The organism is Streptomyces sp. NPDC048825, assembly GCF_043198355.1.
GTDB lineage: Bacteria > Actinomycetota > Actinomycetes > Streptomycetales > Streptomycetaceae > Streptomyces > Streptomyces xiangluensis.
The window spans coordinates 165,293-183,668 of record NZ_JBICUR010000005.1; the positions used below are offsets into that span (position 1 = coordinate 165,293).

13 protein-coding genes and 4 pseudogenes are annotated in these 18,376 nt (G+C 67.0%); 11 read left to right on the plus strand and 6 right to left on the minus strand.

The features are described from left to right. Positions 1-103: 103 nt before the first annotated feature. The 3 genes and pseudogenes from ACGFNK_RS14695 to ACGFNK_RS14705 form a co-directional block, all read right to left on the minus strand. Positions 104-1,582: an NAD-dependent succinate-semialdehyde dehydrogenase gene (locus ACGFNK_RS14695; RefSeq protein WP_393416269.1), complete on the minus strand. Its 1,479-nt coding sequence runs from the start codon at positions 1,580-1,582 to the stop codon at positions 104-106. A gap of 16 nt (positions 1,583-1,598) precedes the next feature. Then, positions 1,599-2,573 carry an ornithine cyclodeaminase family protein gene (locus ACGFNK_RS14700; RefSeq protein WP_165264692.1) on the minus strand — a complete coding sequence of 325 codons (975 nt, stop codon included), beginning with the start codon at positions 2,571-2,573 and terminating at the stop codon, positions 1,599-1,601. A 31-nt stretch (positions 2,574-2,604) separates the two neighbouring features. Beyond that, positions 2,605-3,530, minus strand: a pseudogene (locus ACGFNK_RS14705) (VOC family protein). A gap of 208 nt (positions 3,531-3,738) precedes the next feature. Here ACGFNK_RS14705 and ACGFNK_RS14710 point away from each other — a divergent pair. The 6 genes from ACGFNK_RS14710 to ACGFNK_RS14735 all read left to right on the plus strand — a co-directional run bounded on the left by ACGFNK_RS14710 (position 3,739) and on the right by ACGFNK_RS14735 (position 9,096). Next, entirely contained in the window at positions 3,739-4,695 is a 957-nt protein-coding gene (locus ACGFNK_RS14710) for a LysR family transcriptional regulator (protein WP_393415777.1), read from the plus strand. 179 nt (positions 4,696-4,874) lie between these two features. Beyond that, positions 4,875-6,257, plus strand: coding sequence for a Rieske 2Fe-2S domain-containing protein (locus ACGFNK_RS14715; RefSeq protein WP_393415779.1), 1,383 nt, complete (start codon positions 4,875-4,877; stop codon positions 6,255-6,257). Further along, positions 6,254-6,793 carry an aromatic-ring-hydroxylating dioxygenase subunit beta gene (locus tag ACGFNK_RS14720; protein ID WP_165264695.1) on the plus strand — a complete coding sequence of 180 codons (540 nt, stop codon included), beginning with the start codon at positions 6,254-6,256 and terminating at the stop codon, positions 6,791-6,793. The genes ACGFNK_RS14715 and ACGFNK_RS14720 overlap by 4 nt, the downstream gene beginning before the upstream one ends. Beyond that, a complete protein-coding gene (locus tag ACGFNK_RS14725; RefSeq protein WP_393415781.1) occupies positions 6,790-7,008 on the plus strand; it encodes a ferredoxin in 219 nt (72 codons plus the stop codon). Before ACGFNK_RS14720 ends, ACGFNK_RS14725 begins: the two co-directional genes overlap by 4 nt. Next, a complete protein-coding gene (locus ACGFNK_RS14730) occupies positions 7,005-8,276 on the plus strand; it encodes an NAD(P)/FAD-dependent oxidoreductase (RefSeq protein WP_393415783.1) in 1,272 nt (423 codons plus the stop codon). The genes ACGFNK_RS14725 and ACGFNK_RS14730 overlap by 4 nt, the downstream gene beginning before the upstream one ends. Continuing rightward, positions 8,263-9,096: an SDR family oxidoreductase gene (locus tag ACGFNK_RS14735; RefSeq protein WP_393415785.1), complete on the plus strand. Its 834-nt coding sequence runs from the start codon at positions 8,263-8,265 to the stop codon at positions 9,094-9,096. Before ACGFNK_RS14730 ends, ACGFNK_RS14735 begins: the two co-directional genes overlap by 14 nt. A 613-nt stretch (positions 9,097-9,709) precedes the next feature. On the opposite strand, the pseudogene ACGFNK_RS14740 reads toward ACGFNK_RS14735, so the two are convergent. Further along, positions 9,710-10,475, minus strand: a pseudogene (locus ACGFNK_RS14740) (transposase); the annotation flags it as partial. 698 nt (positions 10,476-11,173) lie between these two features. Between ACGFNK_RS14740 and ACGFNK_RS14745 the strand changes: the two are divergent. The 3 genes and pseudogenes from ACGFNK_RS14745 to ACGFNK_RS14755 all read left to right on the plus strand — a co-directional run bounded on the left by ACGFNK_RS14745 (position 11,174) and on the right by ACGFNK_RS14755 (position 14,961). After that, positions 11,174-12,985, plus strand: a complete 1,812-nt coding sequence (locus ACGFNK_RS14745; protein ID WP_165264698.1) for a 3-hydroxyacyl-CoA dehydrogenase — start codon at positions 11,174-11,176, stop codon at positions 12,983-12,985. 114 nt (positions 12,986-13,099) lie between these two features. Continuing rightward, positions 13,100-13,303, plus strand: a pseudogene (locus tag ACGFNK_RS14750) (Zn-dependent oxidoreductase); the annotation flags it as partial. Between the two features lie 101 nt (positions 13,304-13,404). Beyond that, complete coding sequence (locus ACGFNK_RS14755; RefSeq protein WP_165264699.1) at positions 13,405-14,961, plus strand: bifunctional 3-(3-hydroxy-phenyl)propionate/3-hydroxycinnamic acid hydroxylase; 1,557 nt, start codon at positions 13,405-13,407, stop codon at positions 14,959-14,961. A gap of 142 nt (positions 14,962-15,103) precedes the next feature. On the opposite strand, the pseudogene ACGFNK_RS14760 reads toward ACGFNK_RS14755, so the two are convergent. Continuing rightward, positions 15,104-15,831, minus strand: a pseudogene (locus tag ACGFNK_RS14760) (4-hydroxy-2-oxovalerate aldolase); the annotation flags it as partial. A gap of 46 nt (positions 15,832-15,877) precedes the next feature. On the opposite strand from ACGFNK_RS14760, the gene ACGFNK_RS14765 reads away from it, so the two are divergent. Beyond that, on the plus strand, positions 15,878-16,063 hold the full coding sequence (locus ACGFNK_RS14765) for a hypothetical protein (protein WP_393415788.1): 186 nt from the start codon (positions 15,878-15,880) through the stop codon (positions 16,061-16,063). A gap of 458 nt (positions 16,064-16,521) precedes the next feature. Here the strand turns inward: ACGFNK_RS14765 and ACGFNK_RS14770 are convergent, their stop codons facing one another. Beyond that, positions 16,522-17,454: an alpha/beta hydrolase gene (locus tag ACGFNK_RS14770; protein ID WP_338146004.1), complete on the minus strand. Its 933-nt coding sequence runs from the start codon at positions 17,452-17,454 to the stop codon at positions 16,522-16,524. A 444-nt stretch (positions 17,455-17,898) separates the two neighbouring features. On the opposite strand from ACGFNK_RS14770, the gene ACGFNK_RS14775 reads away from it, so the two are divergent. Further along, entirely contained in the window at positions 17,899-18,372 is a 474-nt protein-coding gene (locus ACGFNK_RS14775) for a group II intron maturase-specific domain-containing protein (protein ID WP_393415790.1), read from the plus strand. Positions 18,373-18,376: the final 4 nt, after the last annotated feature.

Below are 18,376 nucleotides of genomic sequence, written 5' to 3' on the forward strand. Positions count from 1 at the left end.
GTCCTTTGCCTCGGTGCGTGGGTGATGGGGGTGGTGACTCAGCGCCTGGCGGGTTGGTCTCGGCGCGCTCGTCTGTGCTGCGGTGTCCGGCGCGGCAGTCGGCTCAGGGCGCGCCGGTGCCTTCCCAGGCGAGGTACTTCATCTCCAGGTACTCGTCGATGCCGTAGACGGAGCCCTCCCGCCCCAGCCCCGACTGCTTGACGCCGCCGAAGGGGGCGACCTCGTTGGAGATCAGGCCGGTGTTGATGCCCACCATCCCCGCTTCCAGGGCGGCCGAGACGCGCCAGGTCCGCTCGGCGTCGCGGGTGAAGAGGTAGGCGGCCAGACCGTAGTCGGTGTCGTTGGCCATGCGGACGGCCTCGGCCTCGTCGGTGAAGCGGATGAGCGGGGTGAGCGGGCCGAAGGTCTCCTCGCGGGTGACGAGCATGCCCGGGGCCACGTCCGCCAGCACTGTGGGCTGGAAGAAGAGCCCTCCACGCCGGTGCCGCGAACCGCCGCACAGGATCCTGGCACCCCGGTTCGTGGCGTCGGCGAGATGTTCCTCGACCTTCGCCACCGCTGCCTCGTCGATGAGCGGTCCCTGCTGCACGCCGTCGTCGAAGCCGTCTCCGACGACAAGGTCCTCGACCCTGCGGGTCAACGCCTCTGCGAACCGGTCGTGGACTCCCGCCTGCACGTAGACACGGTTGGCGCTGATGCAGGCCTGGCCGGTGTTGCGGTACTTGGTGGCGACGACACCGGCGACGGCGGTCTCGACGTCGGCGTCGTCGAAGACGAGCACCGGCGCGTTGCCGCCCAGCTCCATCGAGGTCTTCTTCACCGTCTGGGCGGACTGGGCCAGGAGCAGCCTGCCGACCTCGGTGGACCCGGTGAAGCTGACCTTGCGGACCAGCGGATTGCCGGTCAGCTCGGGCCCGATCTCGCGCGGGTCGCCGATCACCACGTTGAGGACCCCGGCCGGTACACCGGCCCGCTCGGCAAGCTCGGCGAGGGCCAGTGCCGTCAAGGGGGTCTGCTCGGCGGGCTTGACGACCATCGTGCAGCCCGCGGCCAGTGCCGGAGCGGCCTTACGGGTGATCATCGCGGCGGGGAAGTTCCACGGGGTGATGGCCACGCACACCCCGACCGGCTCCTTGAGCACCAGCACCCTGCGCGATGCCTCCGGTGCCGCGAACACGTCGCCGCGGATCCGTTTGGCCTCCTCGGCGAACCACTCGATGAAGGAGGCGGCATAAGCGACTTCCCCGCGGGCCTCAGCGAGTGGCTTGCCCTCCTCCAGGACGATCAGCCGAGCCAGGTCCTCCGTGTGCTCGGTGACAAGGTCGAACCAGCGCCGCAGCACCTGTGCGCGCTGTTTGCCCGACCGCGCCCGCCACTCGGGCAGAGCACGATGAGCGGCGTCGACGGCCTCGGCGGTCTGCGCTCTGCCGAGTGCCGGAAGCTCCGCAATGAGGTCACCGGTAGACGGGTTGCGGACGGTGAGCCGACCGCCGTCGCCGGCTTCCAGCCACTTGCCCTCGACGTAGGCGGCCGTGCGCAGCAGCGTGGGGTCGGACAGACCGAGTGGAACGGTCGTCTCCATGGTCATGGCGGCTCTCTCACTTCTGCACGGGATGAATGGTGGCCGGCATCCGGGTTCCGAGTCCCAGCCGCTCGGCGTTGCGCGCGCACATGCCGGCGACCGCCAGGTCCTGGGCCGCTGAGCCGACCGACTTGTACAGCGCGATCTGGTTGACGTGGGTGCGCCCGGGGACGCGCTCGCCGACGAGGTCGGCCAGCGAGCAGATCTCGCCCGCCACGTCGAGACCGGCGGCTCGCGCGGCGATCAGGTCCCCGGTGTCGTCGAGCACCTCCTCGACCATGTCCGCCACGATGACGTCGGCACGGGCAATGACCTCCGGGTCCACCTCACGCTGCTCGGGCAGGGTGGATCCGATGGACACCACGGTCATGCCTGGTCGGAGCCACTTGCCGAGCAGGGTGGGGGTCTCGTCGCGGGACCGGGCGGCGCAGACGACCAGCGTGGCGCCTGCGACGGCCTCCTCGGCGCCGGCCGCCTGCGTGATCGGCAGGTCGGACAGTTCGGCGACGAATCGGGCTCGGCTCTCCGGTCGTGGGCTGTACACCCGTACGGCCTTGAGGTCTCGTACGACGGCGAGGGCGCGCACATGGTTCTGCGCTTCGAAACCGGAGCCGATCACGGCGACGGTCAGGGCGCCGGGCGGCGACAGCAGGTCCGCCGCGACGGCCGAGGTGGCCGCCGTCCGGTAACCGGTGATGGAGTGGCCGTCGAGCAGGGCCACCAGCTCGGCCGTCCGCTGGTCGAACAGGGGGATGAGGTAGGAGGCGCGGCGCGTCGGCATCGCGGCCGCGATGATCTTCGCTCCCATCAGTTCGCGGCCGGCCGGTACGCCGGTGAGGGTGCGCAGCCAGCCGTGGTCTCCGCGGGCCATGCCGCGGGCCGGATAGCGTGCTCCGTCCACGCTCGTCGCGTATGCCTCGCGCACCGCCGAGGTAGCCAGCTCCCAGTCGAAGGCCGCCCGTACCGCTGCGTCATCAAGGAAAAGAGTCACTTCAGTGGCCTTTGCGAAGGAGGGGGAGGGATCAGATCGGCGAGGGGGTCCACAGACCGCCGTCCGTCTGCTTGAGCAGCACCGGCAGCATGGTCTCGGTCATCGACCCACCGGTCCCCCACTGGTCCTGCGACTGAGGAGAGGTGCTGTCGAAGACGCGGGGCTCCCACGCTTCCTCGTCCTCGATCGTCTCCAGCCCCGTCGTGTACTCGACGACGTTCTCGTTCGGGTCGAGGAAGTAGGTGAAGGTGTTGTCTCCCGGGCCGTGCCGGCCTGGCCCCCACAGCGGGCGGTGACCGGCGCGCATTAGACGCCCGGTCCCGCGCATGTACTCGTCGATGCCGCGCATCTCGAAGGAAATGTGATTCAGCGAGACGCTCGGTGCTCGGGAGATGGCGAGGATGTGATGCTGGGTCCCGCTGCGCATGAAGCACATCAGGTCGCCGAGCCAGTCCGAGAGGCGGAAGCCGAGGTACGTCTCGTAGAACGCCTTGGTCGCGGCCACATCGGTGGAGTTGATCACCACGTGGCTGAGCTTCTTCGGGACGGATTCGCGTTCCTCGAGCTCCCGGAAGGGCTTCTGCGCGACTCCGGCGGACACCTCGACGAGTCGGCCGTCGGGGTCGAAGAACCGGACGCCGTATCCGCCGCCCGGGGTGTCCAGCTTGTCGGGCTCCCGGTCGAGAGTGATCCCGCCAGCCGCCGGGCCAGCTCGTCGACTTCTTCGGGAGAGTTCACACCGAAGGCGATGAGGTCCAGTCGCTTGTCCTGGTCCTGCCGGACGCGAAGGACGTACTGCTCCGGGTCCGCGGGAGTGGCGAAGAAGATCACACCGCTGTCGTCGGCCACCGGCTGCAGTCCCCAGATGTTCTTGTAGAACTCCAGAGCCTTGCCGTAGTCGGGCACACCGATACCCACATGTCTGAGATGGGTGATCGGACGGAAGGCCGCGGTCATCGTCGACTCCTGCTCTCCAGTGACGCTGAACAGGACGTTCGCGTCGCTTTTCCCGTTGCAAGACGCTAGACAGACGCACTCCTCGATACAAACAATCGATAGTGATGCGTTCGGATTGATGACATCAATCCGTGGTCGAAGTCGACCGTCGAGCCGCGGCAGCCGACTTCTTCCGGCATGCCTTCAGCACAGACAGGAATTCCGGTCGATGCCCACCACCAATGCGCCCCTGGATCTCAACCGGGTGGATCTGAACCTGCTCGTCGCCTTCGACGCCCTGATGGCGGAACGGAGCGTGACCGCGGCCGCGGCGCGTCTGTCCGTCGGACAGCCGGCCATGAGTTCCACGCTGGCTCGGCTCCGCAAGCTCCTGAACGACCCGATCCTCGTCAGGCAGGGGCGGACCATGGTCGCCACACCGGTTGCCGAGTCGTTGGTGCAGCCGGTGCATAAGACGCTGACCGACATCAAGTCGCTGCTGTCACAGCGCGACAGCTTCGATCCCGCGACCAACCACAGGACGTACTCGGTGATGGCGACCAGCTACTCGGCCGTCGCTGTACTGCATCCGCTGTTGGCGCAGCTGCCTGCCGAGGCTCCGAACGTGCGGTTGCGCATCCAGCCCTTCGCGGAGGAGTACGCGGAACAGCTGGCCCGCGACCAGATCGACCTCGTCATCGTTCCGCGCGAGATGGTGCCCAGCGGACTGGACGTGTGCAGTGAGGCCGCGTATACCGACTGCTACATGCTGGCGGTCGATCAGGAGCACCCCGATGTGGGCGAGAGCATCTCGGTCGAGGAGTTCAGCGAGCTGCCGTACCTCGCGATCAGCCCCGACCGACGACCCGCCCTGGCCGAACTGCAACTCGACATGCTCGGCATCCCGCGCCGCGTCGAGGTCACCACGAGTTTCGAAATCGCCCCGTTCCTGATCCGCGGTACCCGGCTCATCACCTTGATCCCCAGAACGTTCGGGCGCCGCATCGCCCCGGCGACAGGCCTGCGGCTGCTCGAACCTCCCATGGAGCTGCCGTGGGCCACCGAAATGATGGTCTGGACGAAACGCATGGACGACGATCCGGGCCACGCCTGGCTGCGGCAGCGCATGCACCATTTCGCAGATGCCTACATCCAGGGCACACCGCCCGCCCCGGCAGCCGGCTGAGACAGGACCGGTCAGGAGGAGCCTGGCCGCGTTCCATCGATTGGATCAATGCCGACGCATCGACAGGAGTTGTTTTTCACCATGTGATGACAGTCCTAACCTGACGTCTCGAGCCGCAGGCAGGGCCACGGAATTCCGCTGATCGTCCCTGCCAAGCACGACTGAGGCAAGGGAGCCCCATGACTGCCATCTCTCCAGAAACGGCTGATGCCGCTGCAATCCTGGACCGCGTCGAGGCCTCGCTGAAGAACGATCTCGTCCCGGTGGAAATCTTCAACGACGAGGCGGTGTTCCGCGCCGAGATCGAGCAGATATTCACCAAGTGCTGGGTGTTCGTGGCGCACGAGAGCGAGATCCCCAAGGCGGGTGACTTCGTGCAGCGCAGAATCGGCCTCGATCCGGTGATCGTCACGCGCGACGGCAAGGGCGGCATCAACGTGCTGTCGAGCTACTGCCGTCACAGGGGCACTCAGCTGTGCCAGACCGATGCCGGCAACTCCCGGTTCTTCAAGTGTCCTTACCACGGGTGGACCTACAGCAACAATGGCGACCTGGTCGGCACCCCGCACATGCACGACGCCTACGGCGAGCGTCTCGACCCCAAGGCGTGGGGCCTGATACGTGCGCCCCGGGTGGCCACCCGGCAGGGCTTCGTCTTCGCCTCGCTGGACCCGGACGGACCGTCGCTGGACGAGTACCTGGGCGGGGCCGGGTGGATGCTCGACCTGATCGTCGGGCTGGCACCCGGCGGCATGCGGGTCGCCGGGCCTCCGGAGCGCTACCGGCTGCACGCCGACTGGAAGACGGCCGCCGAGAACTTCGCGGGCGACGGTTACCACGTCGACACGCTGCACTGGAGCACGGAAGAGGTCGCGGTCGCCCAGGGGCTGCAGATGACGTGCGAGATCGCGCGCATCTACGAATTCGAGAACGGCCACGCCTTCGCCGGCCACGCCTGGACCAAGGCAGTCCATCCCGGCTACGTGCTCTGGGGCTACGCGCCGGAAATCACCCAGCACTTCGACCTGTCGGGCCTGGACGAGGCACAGCTCCACGTAGTCAACCACGAGCCGCCGACGGTCGGAACGATCTTCCCAAACCTCAGCTTCATCCGGGTGAACACCCCGTCTGTGTCGGGCGGTCCTCTGTCGGTGATCACCAGCTTCCGGCAGTGGCAGCCGATCGGCCCCGGCGAGATCGAACTGTGGAACTGGCAGTTCGTCTGGGACTTCATGTCGGAGGACGAGGCCCGCGACTCCTACGTCAACGGCCAGTTCACCTTCGGCTCGGCAGGCATCTTCGAGCAGGACGACACCGTCGCCTGGGAAGGCGCACCGCGCGCCGCCCACAGTCCATGGATGCGCAAGGTCGGCATGGAGTTCCACTTCCAGCAGGGCAACAACAGTCAGGTCGACCAGTCGCACGACCCCTCGTGGACCGGCCCGGGCCGCAAGCGCAACACCGGCTACGGCGAGCACGCGCAGCTCCACTTCTACCGGCACTGGCTGAACGTGATGCGCGGGAACACCGGCGCCGGCACCGAGGGAGCTGAGTCAGCATGACCACGACCGACACACCCCGCATCGTCCCGCCCGTGAGCGCCAACCCCGAACTTCAGGCCTTGGCCACCCAGTTCCTGGCACTGGAGGCCCGGCTACTCGACGAGGGCCGCGAGGAGGAGTGGTACGGACTCCTTGACGACGAACTTCTCTACACCGTGCCGATCCGACAGGCAGCGGAACCGCGTTCCAAGGAGATCGACCGCAACGCCTTCCGGGTCCGGGACACCAAGGCCCACGTACGCACGCGCCTGGACCGGCTCAACACCGACCACGCGTACTCGGAAATACCTCCGTCCCGCACCTTGCGCATCGTGGGCAGCGTCGAGGTCGAGGAGATCGACCGCCCCGACGTCATCAAGGTGTCGAGCGCCCTGCTGGTCTACCGCCAGCGCGGCATCGACCCGCACTTCGATCTCATCCCGTGCAGGCGCTACGACCAGCTCCGCCTAACACCGTCGGGCCCACGCCTGCTGTCCCGCGAAATCGTGCTGACCGAAACGGCGCTGGCCACTCCGAACCTTGGAGTCTTCCTGTGAGCGCCAACCTCTCCGTCTCCCTCGACGGCACCCGCTGCAAGTCCTACGGCATCTGCGTCAGCGTCATGCCCGACGTCTTCGACACCCCGCCCGGCAGCCCGACGGCTGTTCTCCTGCGCGACACCGTCGACGCCGACGAGCGGGAGGACCTCGAAGAGGCCGCCCGCGCCTGCCCCGCACAGGCCATCGCGCTCAACTCGGGACCCAAGCCGTGACTGGCGGCTCCGAGCGAGTCGTCGTGGTGGGAGCCTCCGCCGCCGGCCTCAGCGCCGCCGACGGCCTCCGGGAGGCCGGATTCACCGGCTCCATCACCGTCCTCGGCGCCGAGCTGCACCAGCCGTACGACCGGCCCACGCTGTCGAAGGCCCTGCTTGTCGCCGAGGAGGACCCGCAATTCCTCGAACTCCGCTCTCCCGAACGCATCGAGGCGAACCGCCTCGACCTGCGTCTCGGCCACGCCGCGGCGGGGCTCGACGTCGACCGCCGCTATGTGGTGACCACCTACGGCGAGGCTCTTCCCTGGGACGCTGTGGTCATCGCCTGCGGCAGCCGCCCCCGCGAGATGAGGAGCCTCGCGGGTGAGGTACTGCCGGCCCTGCGCACCCCCGAGGACCTGCGGGTGCTGCGCGAGGCCGCGGCGCGATACGGCGAGATGACCCTGATCGGCTCCGGCTTCATCGGACTGGAGGTCGCGGCCGCCCTCGTCGCGCGGGGCGTGGCGGTCACGGTCCTCGACGCGCTCCCGCTGCCGCTGGAGCCCGTACTGGGGACCGAGCTGGCCACCCGTCTCCGCGACCTGCACACCGCACGCGGGGTCCGCTTCCGCAGTGCCGTCGCGGTGGCGTCGGTCACGGGACAACCAGGGGCGTACGAGGTCCGGCTCACGGACGGAAGTGTGCACCGGACCCCGTTCGTGCTGACGGGTATCGGCGCCGAACCCGCCGTCGACTGGCTGGCGGGCTCCGGGATCGAGGTGACCGGCGGGATCGTCACCGACGCCGCCGGCCGGACCAACGTACCCGGCGTGTGGGCCGCCGGTGACGTGGCCGCGTTCCACCACCCGCTGCTGGGACAGCGCGTACGCGTGGAGCACTGGACCCATGCGGTCGAGCAGGGCCGGCACATCGGCTTGAACATCGCCCGCGGCGAGACCACGCCCTACCAGGGAGTGCCGTACTTCTGGACCGACCAGTACGGCATGCGGTTCCAGTGCTACGGCCGCCGCCGTGCGGGCGACCGCAGCCTCGTCGTCGAGGGTTCACTCGACGCGGGCGAGTTTCTCGTCCTGTTCGGCCACGCCGGCGAGTTCCACGCCGCGTTCGCCTGCGGGCGTGTCCGTTCGCTGCGCGACTACCGCAAGCTGCTCGCACGCGGCGGCACCTGGGACGAGGCACTCGCGCTCGCCCGCACGAACAATCCCGCGCTCGACACCACCGTGTCGTGCGTCAACCGGAAGGAATGCACCACCCATGAAGCTGCTTGACGACCACGTCGTACTCATCACCGGCGGCGGCTCGGGCCTCGGTCTCGGCGTCGCCCGCCACTGCCTCGAACAGGGCGCGCAGCTCGCGATCCTCGAGTACGACGAGGCCAAGGTACTCGGGCTGAAGAAGGAGTTCGGCGACGATATCCTCGTCGTGCACGGCGACGTACGCAACATCGACGATCTTCGTGCCTGCCGATCTCAGATCGAGGACCGCTACGGCCGGCTCACCTCCCTCATCGGCGCGCAGGGCATCTTCGACGGTAACGTCCGGCTGGCCGACATCCCCGTCGAGCGTGTCGGCGAACTGTTCGACGAGGTCTTCTCGATCAACGTCAAGGGCTACGCGCTGACCGCGCGGATCATGCACGACCTGCTGCAGGCCGAGGAAGGGGCGATCGTGCTCACCGCGTCCCAGGCGGCGTTCGCAGCCGACGGCGGCGGTGCGGCCTACACGTCCAGCAAGGGGGCGGTGGTCAGCCTGGTGAACCAGCTGTCGTTCGAGTTCGCCCCGCGGGTACGGGTCAACGCCGTCGCCCCTACGGGCATCGCGGGCAGTCAGCTCCGCGGGCCCGGTGCTCTCGACCTGCACGAGTCCAAGCAGTCGGACATTCCTGCGGACGCCTTCCGCGCGGAGTTCGAATGGGGCACGCCCCTTCAGCACCTGCCCACCCCGGAGGAGTACGGGCCCTTCTACGCACTCCTCGCATCCCGGCACAACAAGGTGATGACAGGCCAGACCGTGATCGCCGACTCGGGCACCCTGAACCGGGCCCTCATGAGCATGGGCCAGCTTATCAGCAGCTACCCGTCGGCCTGAGTGCTGCGCCTCTGCGCACCACACCGGGTCGCAGAGGCGCGCATGCCGTCTTCCTGCTGGACGTGCGTCAACCGTACGACCATTGACGTGCATGCTGTTGCCGCTTGGCCAGCCTATCCCGAACTCCACCTTAAACCGCATCCGGACACTCTGGACGTCATCAGAAACCGGCACACCAACGCGGACAGCTCAACCATGCCGTCCCCGAAATCCTTCAGCTCCAGCGCCGAATCCGCCGCTGCAACGCCGACACTGGCGTACCGCACGGAGACATCGTCGCTCTCGCCCTCGACATCTGGCTCCGCGCAAAGGGCTACCCGCCCGAGCTCAAGCCGCGGGAGACAGAAACCTTCTGAGCAGCCCTCTCGGGCGACGTTCCTGCGACCTGGTCGACGTAGTCTCGCAGCATGTCTCTTGCACACAGAGGCCACGGTCACGATGCCGACTGGACGACGAGCGCCTAGGAGCGTGTCCCAGTAACCGGCTACTGTCCGGGCAGTCGTGATCGGCGAGAGCCGGACGTGATCGCCCGGCTCTCGCCTCGTGCTCGGAAGCGTCGCGTCTCGTTGGTTCGTGGCTCGGTGGGGGCGTGGTGGCTGGTGCGCCGGGCTGTTCAGCCGGTCATGGCAGCGATTCCTGCTGTTCCGGCGTGTCGGAAGATCTTGAGGAGGTTGTGGCAGGCGGCCAGCAGCCGCCATTCGCCGCGGGCGCCGTCCTGGCCCCGCAGCAGGAGCTGGCGGCCGTTCTGGCAGGTCACGATCTGTCCGAAGACGGGTTCGACGATGGCTTTTCGACGGGCGTAGGCGGCTTTACCGGGCTTGGTCCGCAGCTTTCGGGCCATGCGTTCCTTCAGCGTGGCGTCCTTGGGGATGCGTCCGCGGGGTGCGGGCGGGACCTGTTCGTCGTGGCCGAGGCGGCCGGTGGCCGCAGGCCAGTTGGCGTTCCTTCGCCGCCTCAAGGTTGGTCTCGGAGCAGTACCCGGCGTCGACGAGCGCCTGCTTGGGGTGGCAGCCGGTGTTCTGTGCGGACTGGTCGAGCATCTCGGTGTAGTTCAGCGCGTCCGAGGGGTTGCAGGTGATGTCGGCGGCAGTGATGACCTGGTGTTCTTCGTCCACGACGGCTTGGGCGTTGTATGCCTGGATGTAGGCGCCGTCGCTGTTCTTCATGATCCGCGAGTCGGGGTCGGTGAAGTTGGCCTGAGCCTTCGGCTTGGGCCGGGCCCTGACGGCAGCCTTCTGACCGGCGTCGGTGACAGCCTGCTCGTCGCTGGCGCCGGCACGTTCCTGGCGGCGGCGTTCTTTATCCTCCGCGTGGCGACGGGCCTTGTCGGCGGCCTCGGCCTCGATCTGCGCGCGGGCGGCCTGCAGCGCAGCGTGCCGCACGTCGGCACGCACGGTGGTACGCACGAGTGTCCTCCCCGAAACTCGTCCTGTGTTGCTGCTATTGCCGTCTCCCAGAACGCGACCGACCCTCTCTCTGGCGTGGGTGATCCAGGATGTTCCCGTCCCTGAGGTTCTGCCCGGCTGGTCCCTGGTCAAGGTGGCCAGCTGCCTCGCATCCTTGGCTGCGACGCCGTCGTTCATGACGAGCAGGGTCGCCGGTGATCGTGTACGCCGTCATCGCGTCACCAGAGCGCGGCAACGGCGACGAGACCCTGGACCCGCAGTGGGCCCTTCTGTCGAAGCGCCACGACGGCGCGTTCACCTGCGGTTGCGGACCAGCGCACAAGGTCACGGCCTCGCGGACACCACGTTCAGGTACTGGCACGTAGACGTTCGCCGCGGGAGGCCGTGGCCTGTTCGTCAGCCTGTCTCGCCGAGGATCCTTTCGCGAAAGCTGCGGGGATTGCGGTCGGCGACCCGATCTGTGTGCCGCACTGCGGAACGACGATTGGTTCGCTCGCCTGTGATGGTCGACAGTTGTCTCGCAGGTCCTAACGACAAAGGCACGGTAGTTCGTTGGGGCATGCCCCAGTTCACATTTACGCGAGGCGACGACTCGATGAGCCGCGGCCCCGGGCCAAGGATCGCGAGGTCGAACTGGCCACCACCGATCGAAAGCGATGGAGCTTTCTGACATGACCACTTTCAAGGACATCACCGTGCTGGGAACGGGAGTCCTCGGATCGCAGATCGCTTATCAGACGGCATTCCGCGGGTTCCAGGTGACGGTGTGGGACATCGACGGTCCCGCCCTCGAGCGGGCAAAGGAGCGGTTCGCTCAGCTGGCCAGCGTCTACGCCTCTGAGGTCGAGCTCCCGAGCCCGGATGCCCCGCAGGCCGCGCTCGAGCGGATCCGCGGGACGAGCGACTTCGCCGACGCCGTGAAGGACGCCGATCTCGTCATCGAGGCCGTGCCGGAGAACCTTGAGCTCAAGCGCGACGTCTGGGCGAAGGTCGGCGCGGCCGCGCCGGAGAAGACGATCTTCGCGACCAACACCTCGAGCCTTCTGCCCAGCTCGATGGCCCTCGCTACCGGTCGGCCGGACCGCTTCCTCGCGCTGCATTACGCGAACAACATCTGGCAGCGCAATATCGCCGAGGTCATGCGCACCGAGTACACCGACCCGGACGTCTTCCAGCAGGTCGTCACCTTCGCTGAGGAACAGGGCATGATTCCGATCCGGGTGCAGAAGGAGCAGCCGGGGTATGTGGCCAACACGATCCTGTTCGCGACCCTGCGCGCGGCCATCGAGCTCTACCTCAACGAGGTCGCGGACATGCCGACGATCGACGAGGCGTTCCGTGTCTCCATGGTCACGCCTCTTGGGCCGTTCCAACTCCTCGACATGGTCGGCATGACGACCGTCTACAACGTCTACTCGGTCGGCAACGAGGTCGAGCAGCGCTTCGCGAAGCTCGTCAAGACGGAGTACATCGACAACGGCAAGCTCGGCAGGAGCACCGGTGAGGGCTTCTACCGCTATGCCGACGAGAGGGTCGGCGGATCGACCGCCTCCCCGATCACCGGAATGATTCAGAGGAATCCCATGTACGAAGACGTCACCTTGTCGCTCCCGGACGTGCAGCTCCACGGCCGGATCTATCGACCGGACGGCGACGGCCCTCACCCGGTCGTCATCTTCCACTCGGGCCTCGGCAGCGTGGCGGAAGGGAACTACGGGTTCGCTGACCTGTTCACAAGCCTCGGATTGGCTGTCCTCTTCTACGACCACCGCGGGTTCGGGTACAGCGGTGGAGACCTGCGTCAGGAAGTCGACCCGCTCCTCTTCGCCCGCGATCTCCGGGACGTCATCACGCTGCTCGCGGATCGCGACGACGTCGATGAGCGACGGATTTCCCTTTCGGGGTTCAGCCTCGGCGGGATGATCGATCTGCTGGTCGCCGGCGTCGACCGTCGGGTTGCGGGTGTCGTCTCGGTCGTCGCCCCGATCAGCGGCTTGGCGGCGCGCGATTTGTTCCCGCCGGAGGCGCTGCCGACGGTCGACGCCGCGGTCGAGGCAGGTCGCCGTGAGCAGTTGCTCGGCGGCCAGTCCCCCGTCCTGCAGGCCACTGGCGAGCGTGTTCCCGGCGGACCGGAGGTCATGTTCGACGACCCCATCGGCGCGGAGTTCATCAAACAGTTCGACGGGCTGCCGAGCTACCGCAACGAGGTGACCCTGACGTCACTCGGTCGCCTCTTCGAGACTGAGCTGCTGCCGTTCGCTGCCAGGATCACCGCCCCGCTCCTGCTGATCGTCGGGAGCGAGGACACTATCTCCCGGGTTGAGGACGCCCGCGAGTTCTTCGAGCAGGTGCGCAGCCCGAAGCTCCTTGAGGAGCACCCCGGCCAGCACTACGCCGTCCTCATCGGAGATGGGTACAAGCAGCTCGTCGCGCGATCCGCGGAGTGGCTCGCCGAGAACGCGACCGTCCCGGTGTCCCGCTAGGTGTGCTGTTGACGGACCTCGGCCGGGTCTGTCAGGAACTTTGTTTTTCTGACAGGCCCACAACGCCGGCTGACGGCGAGTGAGATCGCCGAGATCGGAGCGGAGTACTCGGTGCCGGACGGGCTCAGCATGGACGAGGCCGCTTGCATGCCGGTCGCCTGGGGCACGGCGTATCGGATGCTCTTTACCCAAGCCGGGGTCCGCGCCGGCGATCAAGTCCTGGTCCAGGGCGCCGGAGGAGGCGTGTCCTCTGCTGCCATCGAGCTGGATCTCGCAGCAGGCGCAGTCGTGTACGCCACCTCCAGGTCGCCTGAGAAGGCACTACCTCCGCGTTCATAGAAGGAACGGCCGGCCAACCCGTAGTAACGGCCCAGCACGAGCATCGCCGTGGGATCTACGGAATATTGAGAAGGATGAAGATGGACGACCAGTTCGACGCCGATGTGGCGATCATCGGCTACGGACCGACCGGGGTCCTGGCGGCCCTGTCGCTGGCGCACGAGAGTGCCACGACGATCGTGTTCGAACGCGAGGAAGGGATCTACCAGCGAGCGCGGGCCATGACGGTCAACGACTGGACGGTGCGGATCTTTCAGTCCCTCGGGGTCGACGACCGGGTTGCACCTACGCTGGAACCGCAACGCGCGTCGCGCTGGTTGACCTACGACCACGCTGAGATCTACCGCGTCGAGCACCCCCCGTCGCTCCTCGGCAAGGAACCGCGTTTCTACAACATCTACCAGCCAGCCCTGGAAGCCGAGCTGCGCGCCTGCGCCGAGGAGCGTGCTGAGATCGACACCCGTTTTGGCTACAACGTCACGGACGTCAATCAAGACGCCAACGGAGTGACCGTCACCGCTACCGAAGTCGCCACCCGCCGATCGACATCCGTGCGAGCGCGCTATGCCATCGCAGCCGACGGCGGTTCCTCCAAGACGCGTTCGGCGATCGGTGCACGGTTGGTCGGCGAAACGCTGAATGTGACGTGGGTCGTCATCGACTGCCGGGTCAAGCGCTGGTGGCCCGACCGCGACATCCTGACCTTCTGGTCCGACAAGGATCGCCCCGCCGTGGACGTCGCCCTTTCGGCAGGCAATCACCGTTGGGAGATTCCGCTGCGGCCTGACGAGTCGCCGGCGGACTATCCGACCACCACGGAGGTTTGGAACCTGCTCCAGGCCCTCGGCGTCTCCGAGGATGACGTGGAGATTCTTCAGCACGCCTTCTACCAGCACCACACGCGGATGGCGGACACCTGGCGAGTTGGACGCGTCTTCCTGGCCGGCGACGCGGCCCACATGATGCCGCCATGGGCGGGCGCCGGGATGCAGTCCGGCATCCGTGATGCTCACGACCTGGGCTGGAAACTTGGTCGGGTGCTCAACGGGAGGCTGTCACCGCAGTGGCTCGACACCTACGAGGTAGAGCGGCGCCCGAACGTCGCCTACTACACCGATCTCGCCGTACAGCTCGGCCGCATCATCAAGCAGGAGCTCTCCCCGGAGGAGCAAGCTCGCCTCACCCCACGAACCGGTGCACAGGACTCGACTGTGGAGCGCTCCACTCCACGGCTAGCGGCCGGCTGGTTCCGAGGTCAGTTCTCGTCCGGCTCACTCGTAGGTCGGATGATCCCGCAGCCGCTGGTCACCACGACGCACGGCCGGCGAATGCTTCTCGACGACTTTCTCGGCGACGGCTTCGTGCTGCTTGGAGCTGGCGTTGATCCCGCCACCGTGCTAAGCCCTGCCGAGAAGGATGGGTGGGATGAGCTGGGCGCCCGCTACGTGACAGTCAGTCCTGCCAACGCGCACGCATCCGGACCCGATACGTGCGTCGACACCGCACGAACGCTGCTCCCGTGGTTGGAGGAGAGTGGCGTACGCGTCCTGGCAGTACGACCGGACCGCTTCATCGCCGCCACCGACGTCGACGGTCTGGCGGTCCCGGAGTTTCCCGCCGTCGCCCCTGCCAACTGATGGTCTCCCAGACCGCGTGGTGGACGCGGCCCGGGGAACCATCGAGCCCGCAGCGCTCAAGACAGCCGATCACATCCGCAAGCGGCACAAGCCAGGTTCGCTTCGCGGGCGGAGCCGCGCTTGCCTGAGGATCAGCGCGTCCTCATGCCTTGTGCTCCCGCGCGGCAACCTCGGTAAGGGCGATGTCGTAGATCATGTCCTCCTGACCACCGACGAGCCCGCGACGGCCGCACTCCATCAGCAGGTCCCGCACGTCAACCCCATAGCGCTCAGAGGCAACTTCCGCGTGCCTCAGGAATGACGAGTACACGCCGGCGTACCCCAGGGTCAGGGTCTCCCTGTCAACACGTACCGGACGGTCCTGCAACGGTCGCACCAGGTCGTCGGCGGCGTCCTGGAGTACGAAGAGGTCGCAGCCGTGCTTGAAGTCCATCAGGTCCGCAACCGCGATGAACGGCTCGATCGGGCAGTTTCCCGCGCCGGCGCTATGCCCGGCGAGCGATGCGTCAACACGATGGACGCCGTTCTGCACAGCCGTGACCGAGTTCGCGACCTCAGGAAACCCGAGACATCCATGCCGATCTCGCGAGCTGCAGCGATGTGCTGCGCGGAGATGTCGGCTTCAGTGCAGTGGGTGGCTATTCGCACCGAACGGACGCCCATCTGGTAAGCCTGCTTCAGCTCGTGGATCGTGCCGACTCCCGGGAGGAGAAGCGTGGTGAGACGCGCGCGCTCGAGAACGTTGGCGGCCGCCTCGATCCACTCCCAGTCAGTGTTCGAGCCGGGCCCGTAGTTCACCGATGAGCCGGCGAGTCCATCGCCATGAGCAACTTCGATGGCGTCGACACCCGCGTCGTCCAGGGACGCCACCCTCATCGAGACCGGCACCGAGTCCTATCGCTAGTGTCGATGTGTCGTGGGATCGGATCGATCCGCTGCTGCCGTGGAGGGGCTGCACTCCCATTGCACCATCGGGCTGCCGGCCCTGACCAACCTCACGGCGGCCGAGCTGGGCACCGAGGTACTCCAGGTGGCTTGTGAAGCCCTGGCGGACGGCACCTCGCTGCCGAACGCCCAGCGATTGGTGGCGGGAGGGGGCTAACCTGGGGCTTCGCAGGGAAATGTGCGTTGACCTGGGAAAACTTCTCTCCGTAGTCCCGCGGGTCAACGTCGTTTCCCAGGCTCATTGCCCTGGATGTGCCCTCGCAGCGTCTCACCAGAGGGCGCCTTGCACTGCTGGCAGACGGGTAGTGGGCGGCGTCGCCGCCAGGCTCAATGAGCGGTGTGCATCGTGAAGTTGCAGGTCACGGGTCTGGTGTGAATGGCGAGTTGGGTACTCGTGCTGGTCGGCGGCCGATGACCATGGCGTAGATCATCGGGCAGGTCTGGCTCCGGCGGGATGCCGGGTTCGGCTGCGCCCACGACCGGCCCCCGGCCTACGATCCGTCAGCAGGTCGGCACGCCGTGAGACCGCGGGAGGGCGCCGGGGATCTTCGCTGCGCGAGGCCAGGAGTTCGCCGAGCCGGTCGTTCGTCGAGGCGTCCATCTTCTGACCCTTCGTCAGCGCGGCGCGGTGGTGCCGATGGGCACGTGGCGTTCGATGAACTCGATCTGGTCGGCGACCACCGTCTCGAACAAGTCACCGACGTAGATGTCGAAGTGGCTGGCGTCGTATCGCTTGATCTCGCCCCGCGGCGCGCGGTGAGCCAGTTCTTCGGTCGCCTTGGCAGGGGTCACCACGTCCCGTTCGCACAGCGAGATCAGCAGCGGCGACGTCACGTCGGTCGCGCGAAGACCGGGCCGGTAGCTTGGGACCTGGAACATGTACCGAGCTGGAATCTGGGGGATCTCGAAGGGCATCCCTGCGGCCGCGTAGATCGCACGGAACCCTGGGAGGGAATCCGGGGACGTCATCACCGCCACGTCACCTGGGGCTCCGACGACGGCCATGCGCACCGGTGGACGGCCGAGCATTGCAACCACCCGGTCCTTCAGTGCGGTCCGCATCAGGCGCAGGGCTGCCTTCTTAGGCATCGCGCTCACGGTGGCCTTTCCGTCCGAGAAGGGGCACTGCGCGATCACCGCGGCGACTCGGTGGTCGTCCGCTGCCGTGATCATCACGTGTCCACCGGCGAAGGAGGTGCCCCAGAGGATCACACGCTCGGGGTCGGCGCCGTCGATGGTCCGGGCGAACGCCACCGCGTTTCGCCAGTCCTCCAGCTGCAGCGGGATGTCGACGAACTCTCTTGGCTCGCCCGTGCTCGCACCGAAGTGGCGGTAGTCGAACGTCATCGCCAGGTAGCCGCGTTGCGCGAACCTCTCGGCATAGGTGTCGAGCCGGAGGCTCTTGACTCCTGACAGCCCGTGCGCGAGCACGACGATCGGCAGGAGCCCTCGATCGTCGGAAGCGGCGGGACGGAAGATCGAGGCTTCGCACTCGCCGTCCCCGGACCTGAATCGCGCTTCAGTCCGAGGCCCTGATACACCAGTCACCTGACTCTCCCATCGCCGTTCGTCTTTGTCCGATCGCGGGCCGGGCCGAGAGCACCGGTGCACTCATGGTCGATCAGTGACGGGCGCTACTCAATGTCGGGTTGCACATTCTTGAGCGGGTGATCTGTGCTACTTGCACAGGTGGGTCTCGTATTGTTGCGTGTCGCGTCCTGGTTCGGAGGGAGCAAGATCGCGGGCCGTAGCGTCAAGCGAACTCTGTAGGCTCGTCAGAAGTGCAGCGAAAGAGCCGAGCCGTTCATGTCACTGCGAAGGCCATGTCCGGCAGGCCCTGGTCCGGGGTTCGCCTGTCGGGTCTTGCCGGGGTAGGGGAGATGGCACGTGATCAAGGTCTCGTCTGGAGGCAGGAGAGACCCGTCTGCGGCCGGGCAGGGAGGGGTTCGATTTCCTGGGCTGTCACCTGCATGCCTGCATGTTGGGTCGGCTGTGGGAACAGAAGCGGGTCGTCCGCTACTACCTGCACCGTTGGCCCTCGCAGCGGTCGATGAAACGGGCGCGGGTCAGGTTCAAGGACCTCACCGATCGTCGCCGGGTCGGGATGAAATTGGAGGACGTCATCGACGCCCTGCACCTGTTCCTTCGGGGTGGGGCAACTACTTCCGCACTGGCAACGCAGCCGACAAGTTCATCGAGCTCGACCGGTACGTCGCGTGGCGGCTGAAACGGCTTCTGATCAAGAAGCAGGGGCCACAACCTACGCGCCGGACAGGCGGGGCGCTGGACCCGGACCTGGTTCCACGACCAGGGGCTTCACCAGCTCATGGGCACCATCCGCTACCCGAAGGCAGCGTAACCATGCATAGAAGACCGTCGGCACGCCGTATGCGGGAAAACCGCACGTACGGATTGAAAGGGGGATGGGGAACCCGGACCGCCAGGCGGCGGCACCGGCGCCCCTGACTAC

Coding starts and splice junctions, on each gene's coding strand:
- ACGFNK_RS14755 (WP_165264699.1), top strand. CDS start 13,405: ATGGACGACCAGTTCGACGCCGATGTGGCGATCATCGGCTACGGACCG.
- ACGFNK_RS14720 (WP_165264695.1), top strand. CDS start 6,254: ATGACCACGACCGACACACCCCGCATCGTCCCGCCCGTGAGCGCCAAC.
- ACGFNK_RS14735 (WP_393415785.1), top strand. CDS start 8,263: ATGAAGCTGCTTGACGACCACGTCGTACTCATCACCGGCGGCGGCTCG.
- ACGFNK_RS14710 (WP_393415777.1), top strand. CDS start 3,739: ATGCCCACCACCAATGCGCCCCTGGATCTCAACCGGGTGGATCTGAAC.
- ACGFNK_RS14695 (WP_393416269.1), bottom strand. CDS start 1,582: ATGGAGACGACCGTTCCACTCGGTCTGTCCGACCCCACGCTGCTGCGC.
- ACGFNK_RS14745 (WP_165264698.1), top strand. CDS start 11,174: ATGACCACTTTCAAGGACATCACCGTGCTGGGAACGGGAGTCCTCGGA.
- ACGFNK_RS14715 (WP_393415779.1), top strand. CDS start 4,875: ATGACTGCCATCTCTCCAGAAACGGCTGATGCCGCTGCAATCCTGGAC.